The 17,707-nt window shown below is 73.5% G+C and carries 17 protein-coding genes; 8 read left to right on the top strand and 9 right to left on the bottom strand.

Annotation, left to right across the window (positions count from 1 at the left end; translation table 11 throughout):
• Window position 1 precedes the first annotated feature (1 nt).
• Genes DRV96_RS01610 through DRV96_RS01595 form a run of 4 tightly spaced genes read right to left on the bottom strand, consistent with a single transcriptional unit; the run spans window position 2 to window position 3,904 of the window.
• Window positions 2-898: a hypothetical protein gene (locus tag DRV96_RS01610; protein ID WP_162910919.1), complete on the bottom strand. Its 897-nt coding sequence runs from the start codon at window positions 896-898 to the stop codon at window positions 2-4.
• Window positions 895-1,758, bottom strand: coding sequence for a DUF58 domain-containing protein (locus DRV96_RS01605; RefSeq protein WP_119286965.1), 864 nt, complete (start codon window positions 1,756-1,758; stop codon window positions 895-897). Before DRV96_RS01605 ends, DRV96_RS01610 begins: the two co-directional genes overlap by 4 nt.
• A complete protein-coding gene (locus DRV96_RS01600) occupies window positions 1,755-2,777 on the bottom strand; it encodes an AAA family ATPase (RefSeq protein ID WP_119287430.1) in 1,023 nt (340 codons plus the stop codon). The genes DRV96_RS01605 and DRV96_RS01600 overlap by 4 nt, the downstream gene beginning before the upstream one ends.
• Before the next feature lie 17 nt (window positions 2,778-2,794).
• Window positions 2,795-3,904 carry a substrate-binding domain-containing protein gene (locus DRV96_RS01595; RefSeq protein ID WP_119286963.1) on the bottom strand — a complete coding sequence of 370 codons (1,110 nt, stop codon included), beginning with the start codon at window positions 3,902-3,904 and terminating at the stop codon, window positions 2,795-2,797.
• Between the two features lie 132 nt (window positions 3,905-4,036).
• Between DRV96_RS01595 and DRV96_RS01590 the strand changes: the two genes are divergently transcribed.
• From DRV96_RS01590 to DRV96_RS01570, 5 genes are read left to right on the top strand one after another with little or no spacing between them, the layout of a single operon-like run.
• Window positions 4,037-5,743, top strand: coding sequence for an NADH-ubiquinone oxidoreductase-F iron-sulfur binding region domain-containing protein (locus DRV96_RS01590; RefSeq protein ID WP_119287427.1), 1,707 nt, complete (start codon window positions 4,037-4,039; stop codon window positions 5,741-5,743).
• Window positions 5,744-5,747: 4 nt separating this feature from the next.
• Complete coding sequence (fdhF, locus tag DRV96_RS01585; RefSeq protein WP_119286960.1) at window positions 5,748-8,609, top strand: formate dehydrogenase subunit alpha; 2,862 nt, start codon at window positions 5,748-5,750, stop codon at window positions 8,607-8,609.
• Entirely contained in the window at window positions 8,596-9,588 is a 993-nt protein-coding gene (locus DRV96_RS01580) for an MBL fold metallo-hydrolase (RefSeq protein WP_119286958.1), read from the top strand. The genes fdhF and DRV96_RS01580 overlap by 14 nt, the downstream gene beginning before the upstream one ends.
• Before the next feature lie 20 nt (window positions 9,589-9,608).
• Window positions 9,609-10,433, top strand: a complete 825-nt coding sequence (locus DRV96_RS01575) for a quinoprotein dehydrogenase-associated SoxYZ-like carrier (protein WP_119286955.1) — start codon at window positions 9,609-9,611, stop codon at window positions 10,431-10,433.
• Window positions 10,434-10,447: 14 nt separating this feature from the next.
• A complete protein-coding gene (locus DRV96_RS01570; RefSeq protein WP_235823240.1) occupies window positions 10,448-10,969 on the top strand; it encodes a thioredoxin domain-containing protein in 522 nt (173 codons plus the stop codon).
• 7 nt (window positions 10,970-10,976) lie between these two features.
• Here DRV96_RS01570 and pqqE read toward each other — a convergent pair whose 3' ends face one another.
• From pqqE to pqqA, 5 genes are all read right to left on the bottom strand, one after another.
• The gene (gene pqqE, locus DRV96_RS01565) at window positions 10,977-12,113 is read right to left on the bottom strand and encodes a pyrroloquinoline quinone biosynthesis protein PqqE (protein WP_119286953.1); all 1,137 of its coding nucleotides are present in this window, start codon (window positions 12,111-12,113) and stop codon (window positions 10,977-10,979) included.
• Between the two features lie 8 nt (window positions 12,114-12,121).
• Window positions 12,122-12,400 (bottom strand): pyrroloquinoline quinone biosynthesis peptide chaperone PqqD, encoded by a 279-nt coding sequence (gene pqqD, locus DRV96_RS01560; protein WP_119286951.1) that lies wholly within the window; start codon window positions 12,398-12,400, stop codon window positions 12,122-12,124.
• Window positions 12,397-13,158, bottom strand: coding sequence for a pyrroloquinoline-quinone synthase PqqC (pqqC, locus tag DRV96_RS01555; protein WP_119286949.1), 762 nt, complete (start codon window positions 13,156-13,158; stop codon window positions 12,397-12,399). Before pqqC ends, pqqD begins: the two co-directional genes overlap by 4 nt.
• Before the next feature lie 2 nt (window positions 13,159-13,160).
• Window positions 13,161-14,081, bottom strand: a complete 921-nt coding sequence (gene pqqB, locus DRV96_RS01550) for a pyrroloquinoline quinone biosynthesis protein PqqB (protein WP_119286947.1) — start codon at window positions 14,079-14,081, stop codon at window positions 13,161-13,163.
• A 73-nt stretch (window positions 14,082-14,154) separates the two neighbouring features.
• The gene (pqqA, locus tag DRV96_RS18830) at window positions 14,155-14,229 is read right to left on the bottom strand and encodes a pyrroloquinoline quinone precursor peptide PqqA (protein WP_119287422.1); all 75 of its coding nucleotides are present in this window, start codon (window positions 14,227-14,229) and stop codon (window positions 14,155-14,157) included.
• 177 nt (window positions 14,230-14,406) lie between these two features.
• Between pqqA and DRV96_RS01540 the strand changes: the two genes are divergently transcribed.
• Genes DRV96_RS01540 through DRV96_RS01530 form a run of 3 tightly spaced genes read left to right on the top strand, consistent with a single transcriptional unit; the run spans window position 14,407 to window position 17,359 of the window.
• Window positions 14,407-15,375 (top strand): alpha/beta fold hydrolase, encoded by a 969-nt coding sequence (locus DRV96_RS01540; RefSeq protein WP_235823239.1) that lies wholly within the window; start codon window positions 14,407-14,409, stop codon window positions 15,373-15,375.
• On the top strand, window positions 15,372-16,718 hold the full coding sequence (locus DRV96_RS01535; RefSeq protein ID WP_119287418.1) for an ATP-binding protein: 1,347 nt from the start codon (window positions 15,372-15,374) through the stop codon (window positions 16,716-16,718). The genes DRV96_RS01540 and DRV96_RS01535 overlap by 4 nt, the downstream gene beginning before the upstream one ends.
• Before the next feature lie 11 nt (window positions 16,719-16,729).
• Entirely contained in the window at window positions 16,730-17,359 is a 630-nt protein-coding gene (locus tag DRV96_RS01530; protein ID WP_119286944.1) for a response regulator, read from the top strand.
• Window positions 17,360-17,707 lie beyond the last annotated feature (348 nt).

Genomic DNA, 17,707 nt, shown 5'->3' with positions numbered 1-17,707 from the left:
GTCATGCCGACCCCCGCTCGACGTCACGGCAGCGCCGGCACAGGTCGGCGACGAACGCGGCGTCGACCGCCGCCGCGCCGCCGGCGAACAGCGCCTGCCGCGACTGCGCGAAGAAGCGCGCGAAGTCGTCGCGCAGCGCCGCGAAGCGCGGGTGCTCGGCGACGAAGCGCGGCAGGTCGCCTTCGAGCACGACGCGCCCGGCAGTGGCGTTGATCGCTTCGTGCACCGCGCGCAGCGCCGCCAGCGGGTCGCCGGCCGCGCGCACCGCCCGCCAAGCGCGGCCGAACGGCCGCCGCCGCGCGGCCAGCCACGGCAGCCCGACGTAGACGTGCGCGAGGTACCCCAGCAGCGGCAGCGCGAGCACCGCGTAGGCCACCAGCCGCTGGCGGCTCGCCGTGGCGTCGACCGCCGGCACCGGCGCGTCGGGACGCCACTCGCCGAGACCCTCGCGCGGCGAGACGGCCACCGGCACGAGCGGCGCCACCGTCACCGGCAGCGCCTCGACGCGCAGCGTCTCGTCGCGCGGCGCGCCGTACAGGCGCAGCGAGAACGGCGGCACCTCGAGCGTCGTGACCTCGACCGGCGCGTGGAAGATCTGGTAGCGCAGCACGACGAGGTGGCGCGTGCGTTCGCCCGCGTCGATGCGCTCGTGCCGCAGCGCGCGCAGCTCGATCGCCTGGCCGCGGCGGCCCACGGCCGGCAGCGACGCCTCGTCGATGCGCTGCGTGCGCGCGGCATCGACGACGAGGCGGCGCTCGAACACGTCGCCGACCTGGTAGCCGTAGGCGCGCGGCTCGTCGATCGCGAGCGTGGCGCCGGCCTGTGCCCCCGCGACGGCCGGTACGGCCGCCACGACGGCCGCGGCGGCCCAGGCGCGCACGCCAGCCCGAGAGGTCATTGCAGGAAATGCCATGTCACCGCGTCGGCGTCGAACGCGCCGTCGATGTGCAGCGGCCGCAGCCGGCGCGCGGCGAAGACGCGCCGCAGCGCCTCGCGCCGCTCGCGTGCGGCGCCGGCCCAGCGCTCGCGCAGCGCGGCGCGCCACCACACGGTGCGGCGCGTGCCGCGCTCGGGGTCGGCGAGCGTGGCCAGCCCCGCACCGTCGCCGAGCGTGTATTCGAGCCGGTCCCAGACGACGACCGGCACCACGTCGTGCAGCGCGAAGGCGTCGAGCACCTCGGCGAGCAGCGCGTCGCTCCAATGGAAGTCGGAGACGAGGAACACCAGCGCGCGGCGCGTGCCGAGGTGCTGCGGCGCCAGGCGCAGCCCGCTCGCGTCGCGGCCGGTCGGCACGAAGCCGCGCAGCGCCTGCGCCAGCGGCACGCCGGCGGCGCGCGCGCGCGTGGCCGGCAGCAGCCATTCGGGGCGCACCGCCTCGTCGGCGCCGACCGCGGCGAAGCTGTCGCCGTTGCGCGACGCGGACCACGCGAGGCTCGCCGCGAAGTCGGCGACGACGTCGAGCCGCCGCCGCTCGCCGGTGAAGCCCATCGACGCCGACAGGTCCAGCGCCAGCACGACGGGCACGGCGCGGCGTTCGCGGTTCAGGCGCACGAGCCAGCGGCCGAACGGGTCGCGCAGGCTCGCGTGCAGGTCCAGCCGCCGCGGGTCGGGCGCGTCGACGAGCGGCGCGTGGGCGCGGAACTCCTGACCGCCGCCGCCACGCAGGCTTCGGTGCGCGCCGGGCACCTCGCCGCGCACCGGTGCGCCGACGCGGTAATGGAACTCGCGCGGCATCGCCGCGGGCACGGGCGTCTTCACGGCGCCGCCACCTGCGCGAGGATGCCGTCGACGAGCGCCGGCACGAGCTCGGGGCGCCGCAGCTCGTGCACCGGCTGCAGCGCGAGACGGTGCGCGACGACGGGCGCGAAGACGGCGCGCACGTCCTCGGGCACGAGGTAGCTGCGCCCGGCGAGCCACGCCGTCACGCGCGCGGCGCGCAGCAGCATGCTCATGCCGCGCGGGCTCGCGCCGGCCAGCAGCAGCTGCGCGTCGTCGAGGTCGCCGAGCCGCACGCCGAACGCCGACGGCGTGGCCGTCGCGCGCCAGAGGTCGAGCGCGTAGCGGCGCAGCGCGTCGGAGGCCTGCACGTGGCGCTGCACCGCGGCGCCGACCTCCTCGAGTGCGCGGTGGTCGACGACGCCGGCGCGCAGCGCGCCGACGAGGCGGTCGGTGTCGTGGAAGCGCGCATCGAACACGAGGCTCGCGCGCTCGGCCTCGCCCGCCGGCGGCTCGACGGCGATTTCCATCATGAAGCGGTCGCGCGCGGCGGTCGAGATCTCGAACGTCTCCTCGCGCTCGAGCCGGTTGCGGTCGGCGAACACGAGCAGGTGCGGGAAGCGCACCTCCCGATTGAATGCGGCCACACTGCGCTCGGCCATCACGCGCAGCAGCAGCGCGTGCACCTGCGGGCGGGCGCGGTTGATCTCGTTGAAGAAGAAGATCGCCAGGTCCTCGCCGTGGCGCACCAGCGGCCCGGGGTCGACGGCGGGGCGGCCGTCGGCGCCGATGTAGGTGTAGTAGATCAGGTCGTTGGGCATCAGGTCGATCGTGCCCTCGGTGCGCTCGAACGCGCCGCCGAGCACGCGCGCGAACGCGCGCAGCAGCGTCGTCTTGCCGACACCGACGTCGCCCTGCAGCAGCACGTGGCCGCGCGCGAACACTGCCGTCGTCACGAGCCGCAGCACGCCGGCCTGCCCGACGACGGCGCGCGCGACCTCGGCCTCGACCGCGAGTGCGCGGTCGCGCCAGTCGGCGAGCAAGGCTTCGTCTGCGTCCATCTCCCTCCGCGTGTGCGTCAAGCCGCCGCGCGCCGCTTCGGCCACGAGCGCGCGAACGCCTCGGCCGGCGTCTGAACGCGCCCGGTGTCGGCGGCATCGTAGCCGGCCAGCGCGTCGACGCGGGCGCGAAACGCGTCGCTGCGCAAGATCGCGAGCACCTCGCGCAGCGGCGAGCGCGCGAGCGCGTCGGCCTCGGCGGCGAAGAAGTAGCGCTCGCGCACCAGCGGCACGAAGTCGAGCCCGAAGCGCCGCGCAGCCGTTTCGACGCCGATGCCGACGTCGGCCATGCCGCTGGCCACGTGCGCGGCCACCGCCGCGTGCGTGAACTCGCTCGTCTCGTAGCCGTGCACGCGCGCCGGCGCGATGCCGGCGTCGGCGAGCATCAGGTCGACGAGCATGCGCGTGCCCGAGCCCTCCTGCCGGTTGACGAAGCGCACGCCGTCGCGCGCGAGGTCCGCCAGGCGCACGATGCGCTTCGGGTTGCCGGCGGCGACGAACAGCCCCTCGTTGCGCACCGCGAGGTGGATCAGCACGTGGCGCGCGGGGTCGAGCCAGCGCGCGCAGCGTGCGACCACCGCCGCCTCGAAGCGCCCGAGCGGGACGTGGAAGCCCGCCATGTCGCAGTCGCCGCGCGCGAGCGACGCCAGCGCGTCGCTGCTGTTGCGGTAGCCGAGCTCGACCGGCCGGCCCTCGGCGGCCATCTGCTCGAGCAGCGCCGCCACCGCGAAGCCGTGGCTGGCCTGGATGCGCACCGCTGGCGGCGCGTGCGCCGCGTCCTGCTCGACCAGGCGCGTGAGCTCGCCGGCGAGCTCGGAGGCGAGCGTCTGCAGCGTCGGCGCCAGGCGCGCCGCGACGCGCTGGTCGGCCCACAGCAGCGCCTGCGCGAGGCGCGTCGGCGTCGCGCCGCGGCCGCGATGCGTCTGCAGCAGCCGGCCGCCGAGGTAGGCCTCGCCGGCGCGCACGAGGCCCCACGCGTGGCGGTACGACAGCCCGAGCGCGCGCGCGGCCTGCGCGATCGACTCGTGCTGCTGCACGCGCTGCAACAGCGCGAGCAGCGCCTGCGTGTCCAGTGGCGGCGCGCCGTCGCGCTCGACTTCCCAGCGCGGCTCGATGCGGACCTGGAACATTATGAAATTGCTTGCCGAATTAAGTGGAAGGTCCGCTGGCCACCGCCTCTGCGCTGCGGTATGGTGCGCGGTGAAGCGCCGACATAATATGTTCTTCTGTTCCGATTGTCGAGCGGCGCTGCGGAGACCGCGTTGAACCATCCCGTGATCCCGATCGCCGTCGCCGACGCGGCCCGCCAGCGCCGGCGCGAGGCGCCCAAAGGCCGGCGCGTCGAGCCGCAGGCGCTCGCCGAAGTGCGCGCGCTGCTCGGCGATGCGCCGCGCGCGCGCGACCTGCTGATCGAGCACCTGCACAAGCTGCAGGACCGCTACGGCCACCTCGCGGCGCGGCACCTGGCCGCGCTGGCACAGGAGATGCGCCTTTCGCAGACCGAGGTGTTCGAGGTCGCGACGTTCTATCACCACTTCGACGTCGTCAAGGAAGGCGAGGCGCCGCCGCCGGCGCTGACGGTGCGCGTGTGCGACGGCCTGAGCTGCGAGCTCGCTGGCGCGCGCAAGCTGCTCGCCGAGCTCGCCCAGCGCCACGGCGTGGACGTGCGCGTGATCGCGGCGCCCTGCGTCGGCCGCTGCGAGAGCGCGCCGGTGGCCGTCGTCGGCCAGCGCCCGGTGCTGCACGCGAGCGCCGACGACGTGACGGCGGCGATCGGGCGCGGCGAGACGACGCACGACCACCACAGCCACCTCGACCTCGCCGCGTACCGCGCCGGCGGCGGCTACCGACTGTGGCAGCAGTGCCTGCGCGGCGGGCGCGACGTCGAGTCGGTGCTGCAGACGCTCGACGACTCGGCGCTGCGCGGCCTCGGCGGCGCGGGCTTCCCGGCCGGGCGCAAGTGGCGCATCGTGCGCGCGCAGCCCGCGCCGCGGCTGATGGCGGTCAACATCGACGAAGGCGAGCCCGGCACGTTCAAGGACCGCTGGTACCTCGAGCGCGACCCGCACCGCTTCGTCGAAGGCCTGCTGATCGCCGCGTGGGCGGTGGGCATCGACGCCGTCTACGTCTACCTGCGCGACGAGTACCACGGCCTGCGCCGCATGCTCGAGCGCGAGCTCGCTGCGCTGCGCGCGAGCGACCTCGGGCGCGACCTGCCGCCGATCGAACTGCGCCGCGGCGCCGGCGCCTACATCTGCGGCGAGGAGTCGGCGATGATCGAATCGATCGAGGGCAAGCGCGGCATGCCGCGCCTGCGCCCGCCGTACGTCGCGCAGGTGGGGCTGTTCGGGCGGCCGACGCTCGAGCACAACTTCGAGACGCTGTACTGGGTGCGTGAGATCGTCGAGAAGGGCGGCGCGTGGTTCGCCGCGCAGGGCCGCCACGGCCGCAAGGGGCTGCGCTCGTTCTCGGTGTCCGGGCGCGTGAAGTCGCCCGGCGTCAAGCTCGCGCCGGCCGGCATCACGGTGCGCGAGCTGATCGACGAGCACTGCGGCGGCATGCTCGACGGCCACCGCTTCTACGCCTACCTGCCCGGAGGTGCCTCGGGCGGCATCCTGCCGGCGTCGCTCGGCGACGTGCCGCTGGACTTCGACACGCTGCAGCCGCACGGCTGCTTCATCGGCTCGGCGGCGGTGATCGTGCTGTCGGACCGCGACCGCGCCGTCGACGCCGCGCGCAACCTGATGCGCTTCTTCCGCGACGAGAGCTGCGGCCAGTGCACGCCGTGCCGCAACGGCACCGCGAAGGCGAGCGAGCTGATCGCGCGCGACGACTGGGACCTGTCGCTGCTCGCCGACCTCTCGGCCGTGATGCGCGACGCGTCGATCTGCGGCCTCGGCCAGGCGGCACCGAACCCGATCGACTGCGTGGTCCGCTACTTCCCCCACGAACTCGCCCCGAAGCGCTGACGCGATGAACGCCCCGACCCGCCCCGAACACCTCGAGGCCGCCGCACCCGCGGTGCGCTTCACGCTCGACGGCCGCGCCGTCACCGCCCGCCCCGGCGAGACGCTGCTGCAGGTCGCCCGCCGCGAGGGCATCGCGGTGCCGCACCTGTGCCACAAGGACGGCCTCGAGCCGGCCGGCAACTGCCGCGCCTGCGTCGTCGAGATCGACGGCGAACGCACGCTCGCGCCGTCGTGCTGCCGCACGCCGACCGAAGGCATGACGGTGCACACCGCGAGCGAGCGTGCGCGCAAGTCGCAGGCGATGGTGCTCGAGCTGCTGCTCGCCGACCTGCCCGAGGCGCCGTACACGCGCCACGACGAGGTCGGCCGCTGGGCGCAGGCGCTCGGCGTCGGCCGCGGGCGGCTGCCGGCGCGCTCGCAGCCGGCGGCGGACCTCTCGCACGCGGCGATCGCGGTCAACCTGGACGCGTGCATCCAGTGCACACGCTGCCTGCGCGCGTGCCGCGACGAGCAGGTCAACGACGTCATCGGCCTGGCGTGGCGCGGCGAGCACGCGAAGATCGTGTTCGACATGGACGACCCGATGGGCGCGTCGACCTGCGTGGCCTGCGGCGAGTGCGTGCAGGCCTGCCCGACCGGTGCGCTGATGCCCGCGCGCGGCGCCGCGCTGCCCGCCCCGGACAGGAGCGTCGAGTCGGTGTGCCCGTACTGCGGCGTCGGCTGCCAGCTGACTTACCACGTGCGCGACGGGCGCATCGCCTACGTCGAAGGCCGCGACGGCCCGGCCAACCACGGCCGCCTGTGCGTCAAGGGCCGCTACGGCTTCGACTACGTGCACCACCCGCAGCGGCTCGCCAAGCCGCTCGTGCGCCGCGCCGACGCGCCGCCGAAGGCGGCGATCGCGCGCGGCGAGTTCGCGATGGATCCCGAGCGCTGGCACGAGGTCTTCCGCGAGGCGACGTGGGACGAGGCGCTCGCGCTCGCCGGCGACGGCCTGCGCGCGATCCGCGACCGCCACGGGCCCAAGGCGCTCGCCGGCTTCGGCTCGGCCAAGGGCAGCAACGAGGAGGCGTACCTGTTCCAGAAGCTCGTGCGCACCGGCTTCGGCAGCAACAACGTCGACCACTGCACGCGGCTGTGCCACGCGTCGTCGGTCGTCGCGCTGCTCGAGGGCATCGGCTCGGGCGCGGTCAGCAACCCGGTGATGGACGTGATGCACGCCGAGGTCGTGATCCTGATCGGCGCCAACCCGACCGTGAACCACCCGGTGGCGGCCACGTGGATGAAGAACGCCGCGAAGGCGGGCACGAAGCTGATCGTCTGCGACCCGCGGCGCAGCGAACTGGCGCGCCACGCGTACCGCTTCCTGCAGTTCAACCCCGACACCGACGTCGCGCTGCTCAACGCGATGCTGCACGTGATCGTCACCGAGAGGCTGGTCGACGAAGACTTCGTCGCCAGCCGCACGATCGGCGCCGACGAGCTGCGGCGCAACGTCGAGGGCTACAGCCCCGAGGCGATGGCGCCGATCTGCGGCATCGACGCGGCGACGATCCGCGAGGTCGCGCGGCTGTACGCGACGTCGAAGGCGTCGATGATCCTGTGGGGCATGGGTATCAGCCAGCACGTGCACGGCACCGACAACGCGCGCTGCCTGATCGCGCTGGCGCTGCTGACGGGCCAGATCGGCCGCCCCGGCACCGGGCTGCACCCGCTGCGCGGGCAGAACAACGTGCAGGGGGCGTCGGATGCCGGCCTGATCCCGATGATGTACCCCGACTACCAGCGCGTCGACAACGCCGCGGCGCGCGAGCGCATCGCCCGCGTCTGGGGCGTGGCGCCAGAAAGCCTCGACGACCGCCCGGGGCTCACCGTCGTCGAGGTCATGCACGCCGCGCTGCGCGGCGAGGTGCGCGGCATGTACATCATGGGCGAGAACCCGGCGATGTCGGACCCCGACGCGCAGCACGCGCGCGAGGCGCTCGCCGCGCTCGACCACCTCGTCGTGCAGGACATCTTCCTCACCGAGACGGCGTACCTCGCCGACGTCGTGCTGCCGGCGAGCGCCTTCCCCGAGAAGACCGGCACCTTCACCAACACCGACCGCCTCGTGCAGCTCGGCCGGCAGGCGATCGACCCGCCGGGCGACGCGCGGCAGGACCTGTGGATCATCCAGCAGATCGCGCAGCGCCTCGGCCTGGACTGGCGCTACGCCCACGTGCGCGACGTGTTCGACGAGATGCGCCGCACGATGCCGAGCATCGGCGGCATCACGTGGGAGCGGCTCGAGCGCGAGCACGCGGTGACCTACCCCTGCCTGCACGAGGGCGACCCGGGCGAGCGCGTCGTGTTCACGCACGACTTCCCGCGCGAAGGCGGCAAGGCGCGCTTCGTGCCGGTGGACATCGTGCCCGCCGCCGAGCGGCCCGACGCCGAGTACCCGATGGTGCTGATCACCGGCCGCCAGCTCGAGCACTGGCACACCGGCAGCATGACGCGGCGCGCCGCGGTGCTCGACGCGATCGAGCCCGACCCCACCGCGCTGCTGCACCCGCTCGACCTCGACGCGCTGGGCGTCAGGCCCGGCGACGTCGTCACGCTCGCGACGCGGCGCGGCGCGGTGTCGCTGTACGCGCGCGCCGACGACGGCACGCCGCGCGGCGCCGTGTTCGTGCCGTTCTGCTACGTCGAGGCGGCGGTCAACGTGCTGACGAACCCGGCGCTCGACCCGTTCGCGAAGATCCCCGAGTTCAAGTACTGCGCGGTGCGGGTGACGCCGGGCGGCCCGGCGCCGGTGCCGGCGAGCTACGGCGGCGGCCAGACGCTGCGGCGCATCGCCGGCGAACGCGCCGATGTCCTGGCCTGAACGCGCGGCCGCCGGCGCCCGGTGCATCCGGCGCGTCGGGGCGCTGCTCGCGTGGGCCGTGCTGGCGACGCCCGCGGTCGCCGCGCCGGCGGCCGACCCGCCGCCCGGCGTCGCGACCGAGATCGCCGCCGGCGTCTACGTCGTGCGCGGCGCCGCCGGCGAGGTCGCACCGGACAACCGCGGGCGCACCGGCAACGCCGGCTTCGTCGTCGGCACGAGCGGCGTCGTCGCGATCGACAGCGGCACCTCGTACCGCCAGGGCCAGGCGCTGCTTGCGGCGATCGGGCAGGCGTCGCCGCTGCCGCTGCGCCGGCTCGTGCTGACGCAGGCGCGGCAGGAGTTCATCTTCGGCGCCGGGGCGTTCCGCGAGCGCGGCGTGCCGGTGCTGATGCACCGCGACGCCGCGCGCCTGATGGCCGCACGCTGCGACCGCTGCCTCGCGACGCTGCGGCGCACGCTCGGCGACGACGAGATGCAGGGCACCGCGCTGCCCACGCCCGACCTGACGTTCACCGGCAGCATCGACGTGGCCGTCGACGCCGAAGCCGGTGGCCGGCGGCTGCGCGTGCTCGACTTCGGGCTCGCGAGCGGCCCCGGCGCGGTCGCGGTGTTCGACGAGCGCAGCGGCGTGCTGTTCGCCGGCGGCCTGCTCGACCACCGGCGCATCCCCGACGTGCAGGACGCCGACCTCGACGGGTGGCTGCGCGCGCTCGACGCGCTGCGAAGGTTGCCGATCACCGCGATCGTGCCCGGTCACGGCCCCGTCGCCGGCCCGGCGCTGATCGACGCCGTCGAGCGCTACCTGCGCCAGCTGCAGGCGCGCGTGCGCGACCTGTTCGAAAGCGGCGCCGCGCTCGCCGAGGTGCCCGAGCTGGCCGTGCTGCCCGAGTTCGAGACGTGGGACCAGGCCGACGTCGTCCACCGCCGCAACGCGTCGATCGTGTTCCTGCGCCTCGAACGCGAGCAACTGACGAAGTGACGCCCACGGAGACCCTGCCGATGCCTGACCCTGCCCTGCCCCGCCGCCGCCTGCTGTCGCTGCTCGGCGCGATCACGGTCCCGGCGGCGTTCGCCGCACCCGGCGGCCTGCCGGCGCCGGCGGCGCACACCGATTCTTCGCCCGAGTTCGAGCGCGTGCGCCAGCACCTGTTCGGCAGCCGGCCGATCACGGCCAAGCCGAGCCGCGTCGAGCTCGTCGTGCCGCTGCGCGCCGCGTTCGGCGCGTCGGTGCCGGTCAAGGTCGTCTCGAAGCTGCCGCAGACGCCGGCGCTGTACGTCAGGCGCCTGTACCTCGTCGTCGACAAGAACCCGGCGCCGGTCGTCGCGGTGCTCGACCTCACGCCCGAGCTCGGCCAGGCCGACTTCGAGACGCGGCTGCGCGTCGACGAATACAGCCACGTGCGTGCGATCGCCGAACTCTCCGACGGGCAGCTGCACATGGACTCGCGCTACGTCAAGGTCTCGGGCGGCTGCTCGGCGCCGCCGAACCGCGAGCGCCCCGACCTGATCGGCAAGACGATCCTGCGCCTGCCCGAAGGCGTCAGGACGGGCGCGCCGACGCCGGCCGAGGTGCAGGTGATCCACCCCAACGACACCGGCTTCGAGCTGAACCACGTCACCGTGATGTTCATCCCGCCGCACTACGTCCGAGAGCTGCACGTGACGTGGAACGGGCGCCGGCTGTTCGACGCCGAGCTGACGTTCGCGATCGCCGAGAACCCGATGTTCCGCTTCCACTTCGTGCCGCGCGGCCCGGGCGAACTGCGCGCCGAAGTCGACGACACGAAGGGCCTGCATTACAGCGGCCGACTGCTCGTCGACTGACCTCGAACCGCACCGTGTGGCGCCCGCTGATGCTCGCCGCCGCCGTGGCCGTCGCCGCGGCCGATGCGCGCGCGGGGCTGCCCGCGGCTTACGCGCCGATCGTCGTCGAGGCGCAGGGCCGCCCGGCGCGGCTCGAGTTCGACCTCACGCCCGCGCTCGAGCGCGCGAAGCGCGAAGGCAAGCGGCTGTACGTCTACCTCGGTGCGCGCGACTGCGCGTTCTGCCGCAAGTACGAGGCCTTCCTCGCCGCGAACGCCGCCGAACTGGTGCCGCACTTCGCCGCCGACTACCTCGTCGTCGACCTGCGCAGCGAACTGGCCGCGGGGGCCGACCGCGTGCACCTGCGCGTCGGCGAGCGCAGCCTGAACTACACCGAGTTCCAGCGCGCGATCGGCGACGCGCGCGAGCGGCGGCTGATGTACCCGACGGTGTGGCTGCTCGGTGCCGACGGCAAGCCGCTGATGCAGATGCCCGGCGGCACCGGCACGTTCGAGACGGTGCCCGAGCAGCTCGAGATCCTGCGCCTCGAGCAGTAGCGCCGCGTCAGCCGCCGGCCGCCGGGGTGCTCAGCCGCCGCGAATTCGCCGGGTCGCGGAACACCAGCGGCTGCTCGACGACGCCGCGCTCGGCGGCCGCCACGGCCGCCTGCACCTTGTCGTGGTGCGGGCTGAAGCGGCACACCGGGTCGGCCGCCTCGGCGTCGTGCGCGATCAGGTAGGCCTGGCAGCGGCAGCCGCCGAGGTCCTCTTCCTTGTGCGCGCAGCTCGCGCACGGCTCCTTCATCCAGCCGGTGCCGCGGAAGCGGTTGAGGCCCGCGCTGTCGAACCAGATCTCGCGCAGGCTGGCGTCGCGCACGTTCGGGAACTCGAGCCCGGGCAGCATGCGCGCGGTGTGGCAAGGCAGTGCGGTGCCGTCGGGCGTGACGGTGAGGAACATGCTGCCCCAGCCGTTGACGCACTTCTTGGCCTTGCCCTCGTGGTAGTCGGGGGCGACGAAGAAGATGCGCATCGCGTCGCCGACGCGCCGTCGCCACTCGTCGGTCACCGCCTCGGCGCGGCGCAGTTGCTCGCGCGTGGGCAGCAGCTGCGCGCGGTTGACGAAGGCCCACGAGTAGTACTGCGTGTTGGCGAGCTCGATGTACTCGGCGCCCATCTCGTGCGCCATCTCGATGATGCGGCCGATGTGGTCGATGTTCAGCCGGTGGATGACGACGTTCATCACCATCGGCCAGCCCTGGTCCTTGATGATCTTCGCGACGCGGTTCTTCAGCTCGAAGGTCTTGGTGTGCGAGAGGAAGTCGTTCATCTCGCGCGTCGAGTCCTGGAACGACAGCTGCACGTGGTCGAGCCCGGCGGCCTTCAGTGCCGCGGCGCGCTCGGCAGTCAGGCCGACGCCCGAGGTCAGCAGGTTGCTGTAGTAGCCCAGCCGCCGCGCCTCGGCGACGATCGTCTCGAGGTCGTCGCGCAGCAGCGGTTCGCCGCCTGACAGGCCCAGCTGCACCGCGCCCATCTCGCGCCCCTCGCGCAGCACGCGCAGCCAGTCGTCGGTCGAAAGCTCCTGCTCGTGGCTCGCGAAATCGACCGGGTTGTAGCAGAACACGCAGTGCAGCGGGCAGCGGTACGTCAGCTCGGCCAGCAGCCACAGCGGCGGGCCGGGGCGCGCGGCAGGCGTCGCCGTCATGGCCGGGGTCATGCCCAGGTCACCCAGCGCTGGCGCGCGGCGATGTCGAGGAACGCGCGCACGTCGCCTTCGAGGCCGGTGGCCGAAAAGGCCTGCTCGAGGTCGGCGACGATCGCCGCCAGCGTGCGCTCGCCGTCGCAGCGCCTGAGGATCTCGCCGGCGCTCTGGTTGAGCTTGACCATGCCCTCGGGGTACAGCAGCACGTGGCACTGCTGCGCCGGCTCCCACTGCAGGCGAAAGCCCGCACCGATGCGCGGGCGGCTGTCGGCGGCGAGCTCGCTGCTCACGACGCGACCCCGTACTTCAGCGCCATCGCGTCGTTCATCGCCCACAGGATGTCGAGCTTGAACTGCAGCACTTCGAGCGCGCGTTCCTGCTGCGCGCGCGTGCGGAAGTGATCGAGCGTGATCGCCAGCCCCTGCTCGACGTCGCGCCGCGCCTGGCTGACGCGGTTGCGGAAGTACTGCAGCCCCTCGCTCTCGATCCACGGATAGTGCTCGGGCCAGGTCGCGAGGCGCTGCTTGTGGATCTCGGGCGCGAACAGTTCGGTCAGCGACGAGCACACCGCCTCCTGCCACGGCGCGCGGCGCGCGAAGTTGACGTAGGCGTCGACGGCGAAGCGCACGCCGGGCACGACGTGGCGCAGGTCGAGCACCTCGTCGCGGCTGAGCCCCACCGCCTGCGCCAGGCGCAGCCAGGCCTCGATGCCGCCGGCGTCGCGCACCGTGCCCTGCGGCGTCTCGATCTCGAAGCCGTCGTGGTCGAGGATGCGCTGCACCCAACCGCGGCGCACCTCGCGGTCGGGGCAGTTGGCGAGCACCGCGGCGTCCTTCACCGGGATCGCGATCTGGTAGTAGAAGCGGTTGGCGACCCAGCCGCGGATCTGCTCGGGGCTGGCCCTGCCGGTGTTCAACATCACGTTGAACGGGTGGTGGATGTGGTAGGCCCGCCCGCGCTCGCGCAGCCTGGCCTCGAATTCGTCGCGCGGCCACGGCTCGCCGCCGTCGGCGGGGTGGCGGGCTTCCTGGATCAGGTCGGCGCGCATCGTCACAGCGTGATCTCCATGCCGTCTTCGCAGACCTCGATGCGCTCGGCGGCGAGCGCGGCCCGCTCGGCCGAGTCCTCGTCGAGGATCGGGTTGGTGTTGTTGATGTGGATCAGCAGCCGCCGCGTGCGCGCCGGCAGCCGGGCCATCCACTCGATCATGCCGCCCGCGCCCGACTGCGGCAGGTGGCCGATGTCGCGCGCCGTCTTGCGCGACAGGCCGAGCGCGATCATCTCGTCGTCGGTCCAGAACGTGCCGTCGACCATCACCGCGTCGGCGCGGTGCATCGCGTCGAACACGGCCGGCTCGATCGCGCCGAGCCCGGGCGCATAGAACAGCGTCGTGCCGCGCGCGCGGTCCGTCACCGTGATGCCGATGTTGTCGCCCGCCACCGGCGCGTCGCGGTGCGGCGAGTACGGCGCGGCCTTCGACTGCAGCGGCAGCGCACGAAAGCTCAGCCCCGGCACACCCGGCACTTCGAACGCGGTGCCGTCGAGCGCGATGCGGTGCCGCTCGACGCCGCAGAAGTGGTCGAGCACGCTCAGGATCGGGTTGCCCTGCGTCAGGTCCTCGGCCACCGGGTCGGTGCACCACAGCGGCAGCGGGCTGCCACGCTCGCGCAGCATGTACAGCCCGGTCGTGTGGTCGACCTGGCCGTCCATCAGCACGACGCCGGCGATCGCGGTGTCGCGCACGCGCCGTGCCGGCTGCAGCGCCGGGTTCGCGCGGATCTGCTGCAGGATGTCTGGCGAGGCGTTGAACAGCACGCCGTCGGCACCGTCGTCGGGGCGCACGAAGATCGACGACTGCGTGCGCGGCTTCGCGCGCACGCTGCCGTCGCGCACGCCGCGGCAGTTGCGGCAGTTGCAGTTCCACTGCGGGAAACCGCCGCCGGCGGCGGCACCGAGCACCGTGATGCGCATACGAAGCGGTGTGGCAGCGCGTTCAAACGAAACGCCCCGGGCGCACCCGGGGCGTCGGCCTCATCGGCCCGGCTCAGCGAGCCGCAACGTACATCGTGATTTCGAAGCCGAAGCGGAAGTCGCAGGCTTGGGGGGTTTGCCACTGCATCGTGAGTCTCCAACAGGTCGTGGCACCGCACCACACGGCACGGCGGGGATTTCGATCCCGTGCCACATGGTGTCGCCGCGCGCCGCGACCGCAAAGCCCCGCAGCCATGATTCTCGGCTCATGATTTTCATGATTCGCGCGCCGGGGCGCCGTCGCCGCGCTGGCTACCATTGAACGGTGTCGACCGTCACCGCTGCATCCGACCCGTCAGCACCGCTCGCTATCGCGCCGCGCCGCTGGCGCCTGCCGGTGGGCGACGGCCACGAGCTGCAGGTCTACGAGTGGGGGGAGCCGACCGCCCGCCCGGCGCTGGTGCTGCACGGCGGGCCGGGATCGGGCTGCTCGCCGACGCTGGTGCGCGCGTTCGACCTGAGGGCCTGGCGCGTGATCGGCGTCGACCAGCGTGGCGCCGGGCTCAGCTCGCCGGCCGGCGCGACGGCGCACAACACGACGGTGCACCTGCTTGCCGACCTGCGCGCGCTGCGGCGGGCGCTGGGCGTCGCGCGCTGGGTCGTCGTCGGTGGCTCGTGGGGTGCGACGCTCGCGCTGGCGCACGCGCTCGACGAGCCCGACGCGGTCGCCGCGCTCGTGCTGCGCGGCCTGTTCCTCGCGCGCCGCGACAACATCGATGCGTTCTTCGCCGCCGCGGTGCGCGACGGCGAGCCGACATGGCGGCGCTGGCAGACGGCGGCCGACGCCGCCAGCGTGCGCCTCGTCGAACACCTGGCGGCCAGGCTCGACCACGGCGACGAGGCCGAGCAGCGCTCCATCGTGACCGCCTGGTGGCGCTGGGAACAGTCGCTGCAGGGAGCCGCCGCCGCCACGACGCTGCCCGCCTGCGAGGCGCTGCGGCAGCGCTACCGCGTGCAGGCGCACTACCTGCGGCACGACTGCTGGCTGGCGGCACCGCCGCTGGTCGAGCGGCTGCACGCCCTGCCCCCCGTGCCGACCCACCTGCTGCACGGCGCCCGCGACCGCGTCTGCCCGCCGGAAGGCGCGCGCCTGGCGCACGGGCGGATCGCCGGCAGCATGCTCGAGATCGTCGAGGGCGCCGGCCACGACCCGACGCACCCGGCGATGGCGGCCGCGATGGCAAAGGCGCTGGCAGGTCTGACCAGTGCGGCACAGTGCGGGGCGGCGCGATGAGCCTGCGGCTGAAGATCAACCTGATCGTCGGCACGCTGACGGCGCTGTTCGTCGCCGCGCTGCTCGGGCTGCAGTTCCGCGGCATGCGCGCCGCGGTGGCCGAGGAAACGGTCGCGGCCAACCGGGTGGCCTCGCAGCTGCTCAACCGCAGCGCCTGGGGCTACGCCGCGCAGGGCACCGCGGCGATGCAGGCCTACCTCGAAGGGGTGGGCCGGGTGCGCTCGAACGACATCACGCTGTACGGCGCCGACGGCACCGAGCTGTACCGCTCGCCGCCGTCGCCGTACAAGGCCGGTCGCGATGCGCCGGCGTGGTTCGACCGCCTCATCGCGCCGCCGCCCACCGTGCAGTCGATCGAGTTCCCCGACGGCAAGCTCGTCGTGCGCTCGAACGCGTCGCGCGCAGTGCTCGACGCGTGGGACGATTTCGTCGTCCTCGCCGGCGCGGCGCTGGCGCTGCTGGTGGCCGTCAACGCGCTCGTGCTGTGGGGTGTGGGGCGCGCGGTGCGCCCGTTCGGCCGCATCATCGAGGCGCTCGACGAGCTGCAGCGCGGACGCTTCGACGTCGAACTGCCGCCACTGCCCGGACGCGAGGCGGCGGCGATCGGCGCCGCGTTCAACCGCATGGTCGGCGTGCTGCGCGAGAACCTCGAGACCGAGCGCCGCGCGATGCGCGCCGAGCGCGAGCTGTCGGACAGCCGCGAGCTCGCGCGCTGGATCGACCACCACATCGAGCAGGAGCGGCGGCTGATCGCGCGCGAGCTGCACGACGAGCTCGGCCAGTCGGTGACGGCGATGCGCAGCATGGCGCTGTCGATCGCGCAGCGCGTGCACGGCGTCGACGCGACCGTCGAGCAGGCGGCGCGGCTGATCGCCGACGAGTCGTCGAAGCTGTACGACGCGATGCACGGGCTGATCCCGCGGCTGGCGCCGATGGTGCTCGACACGCTCGGGCTCGAGGCGGCGCTGACCGACCTCGTCGAACGCACCCGGCGCGCGCACCCGCAGGTGACGGTCGAGCTGCACATCGACCTGGCCGACGTCGCGCTCGGCGTCGACGCCGCGCTCGCGCTGTACCGCGCCGCGCAGGAGGGCATCACGAACGCGCTGCGCCACGGGCAGGCGCGCCACCTGCAGGTGCACGTCGGTGCGCGCGACGGGCGGCTCGTGCTCGACGTGCGCGACGACGGTCAAGGCCTGCCGACCACCGGCACCGCGACGCCGGGCCACTACGGCCTGCGCTGGATCGCCGAGCGCGTCGAGGCCCTGGGCGGGCAGATGCGGCTCGAGTCCGCCGCCCCGCGCGGCGCTCACCTGCAGGTGAGCCTGCCCCAACCCGCGTGAATACCGGACCGATGACCCGCGTGATCCTCGTCGACGACCACGTGCTCGTGCGCATGGGCTTTCGCATGCTGCTCGCCGACGCGGGCATCGAAGTCGCCGCCGAATACGGCAGCGGCGAGGACGTGCTGGCCGGCTATCCCCACGTGCGCCCGGACGTCGTCGTGATGGACCTGTCGATGCCGGGCATGGGCGGGCTCGAGGCGATCCGCCGCCTACTCGCGCAGGATGCGAAGGCGCGCATCCTGGCGCTGTCGGCGCACGAGGACACGGCGCACCCGCAGCGCGTGCTGCGTGCCGGCGCGCTGGGTTACCTCGCCAAGCGCAGCGCGCCCGACGCGCTGATTGCCGCCGTCAACGCCGTCGCGCAAGGCGAGCGCTACCTGGACGCCGCGACGGCGCAGGCGCTCGCGATGGCGCAGATTAGCGGCGAGGAAAGCCCGGCTGCGGTGCTTAGCGAACGCGAGTTCTCCGTCTTCCTGCACCTGGCGAGGGGGCTCAGCGTCGCGCAGATCGCCGCCGCGCTCAACGTGTCGACGAGCACGGTGGGCACGCACCTGTACCACGTGAAGCAGAAGCTCGGCGCGACCAATCAGTCCGAGCTGACGCTGATGGCCTTGCGCTGGGGCCTGATCGAGCCTTGACGCGCGCGGACGCTCGAGGGGTCGGGCACGCGCACCACGAGGTCGGCCCGCAGAACGAAAACGAAACGGCCCCCGAGGGGGCCGTCGTTCACCGCGGAGTCATCGTGGAGGCGCGGCCCGGAGTCGAACCGGGCTGAACGGATTTGCAAGCCCCACCAAGCACTTACATCCACTTCGGAACGCAGCTTGAGAGGATTGTAGAGGGTCGACGAGGGCCACGAAAGCGGGTTCGTGGTGGCCGGTAGAACAATAAGCCTCTGTTGAATTCCGAGTGGGTGAGCCAAGGGGAGTTCAGGCCAAGGACCGGGGTCAAGGGCGGGCGAAGCTCGGCGCAGCGAACCCTTGACG

The sequence above is a fragment of the Azohydromonas sediminis genome, from assembly GCF_003574675.1.
Classification (GTDB): domain Bacteria; phylum Pseudomonadota; class Gammaproteobacteria; order Burkholderiales; family Burkholderiaceae_C; genus Calidifontimicrobium; species Calidifontimicrobium sediminis.
The sequence above is the reverse complement of the archived record's forward strand: the minus strand, read 5'-3'. Positions and strand labels throughout refer to the sequence as shown.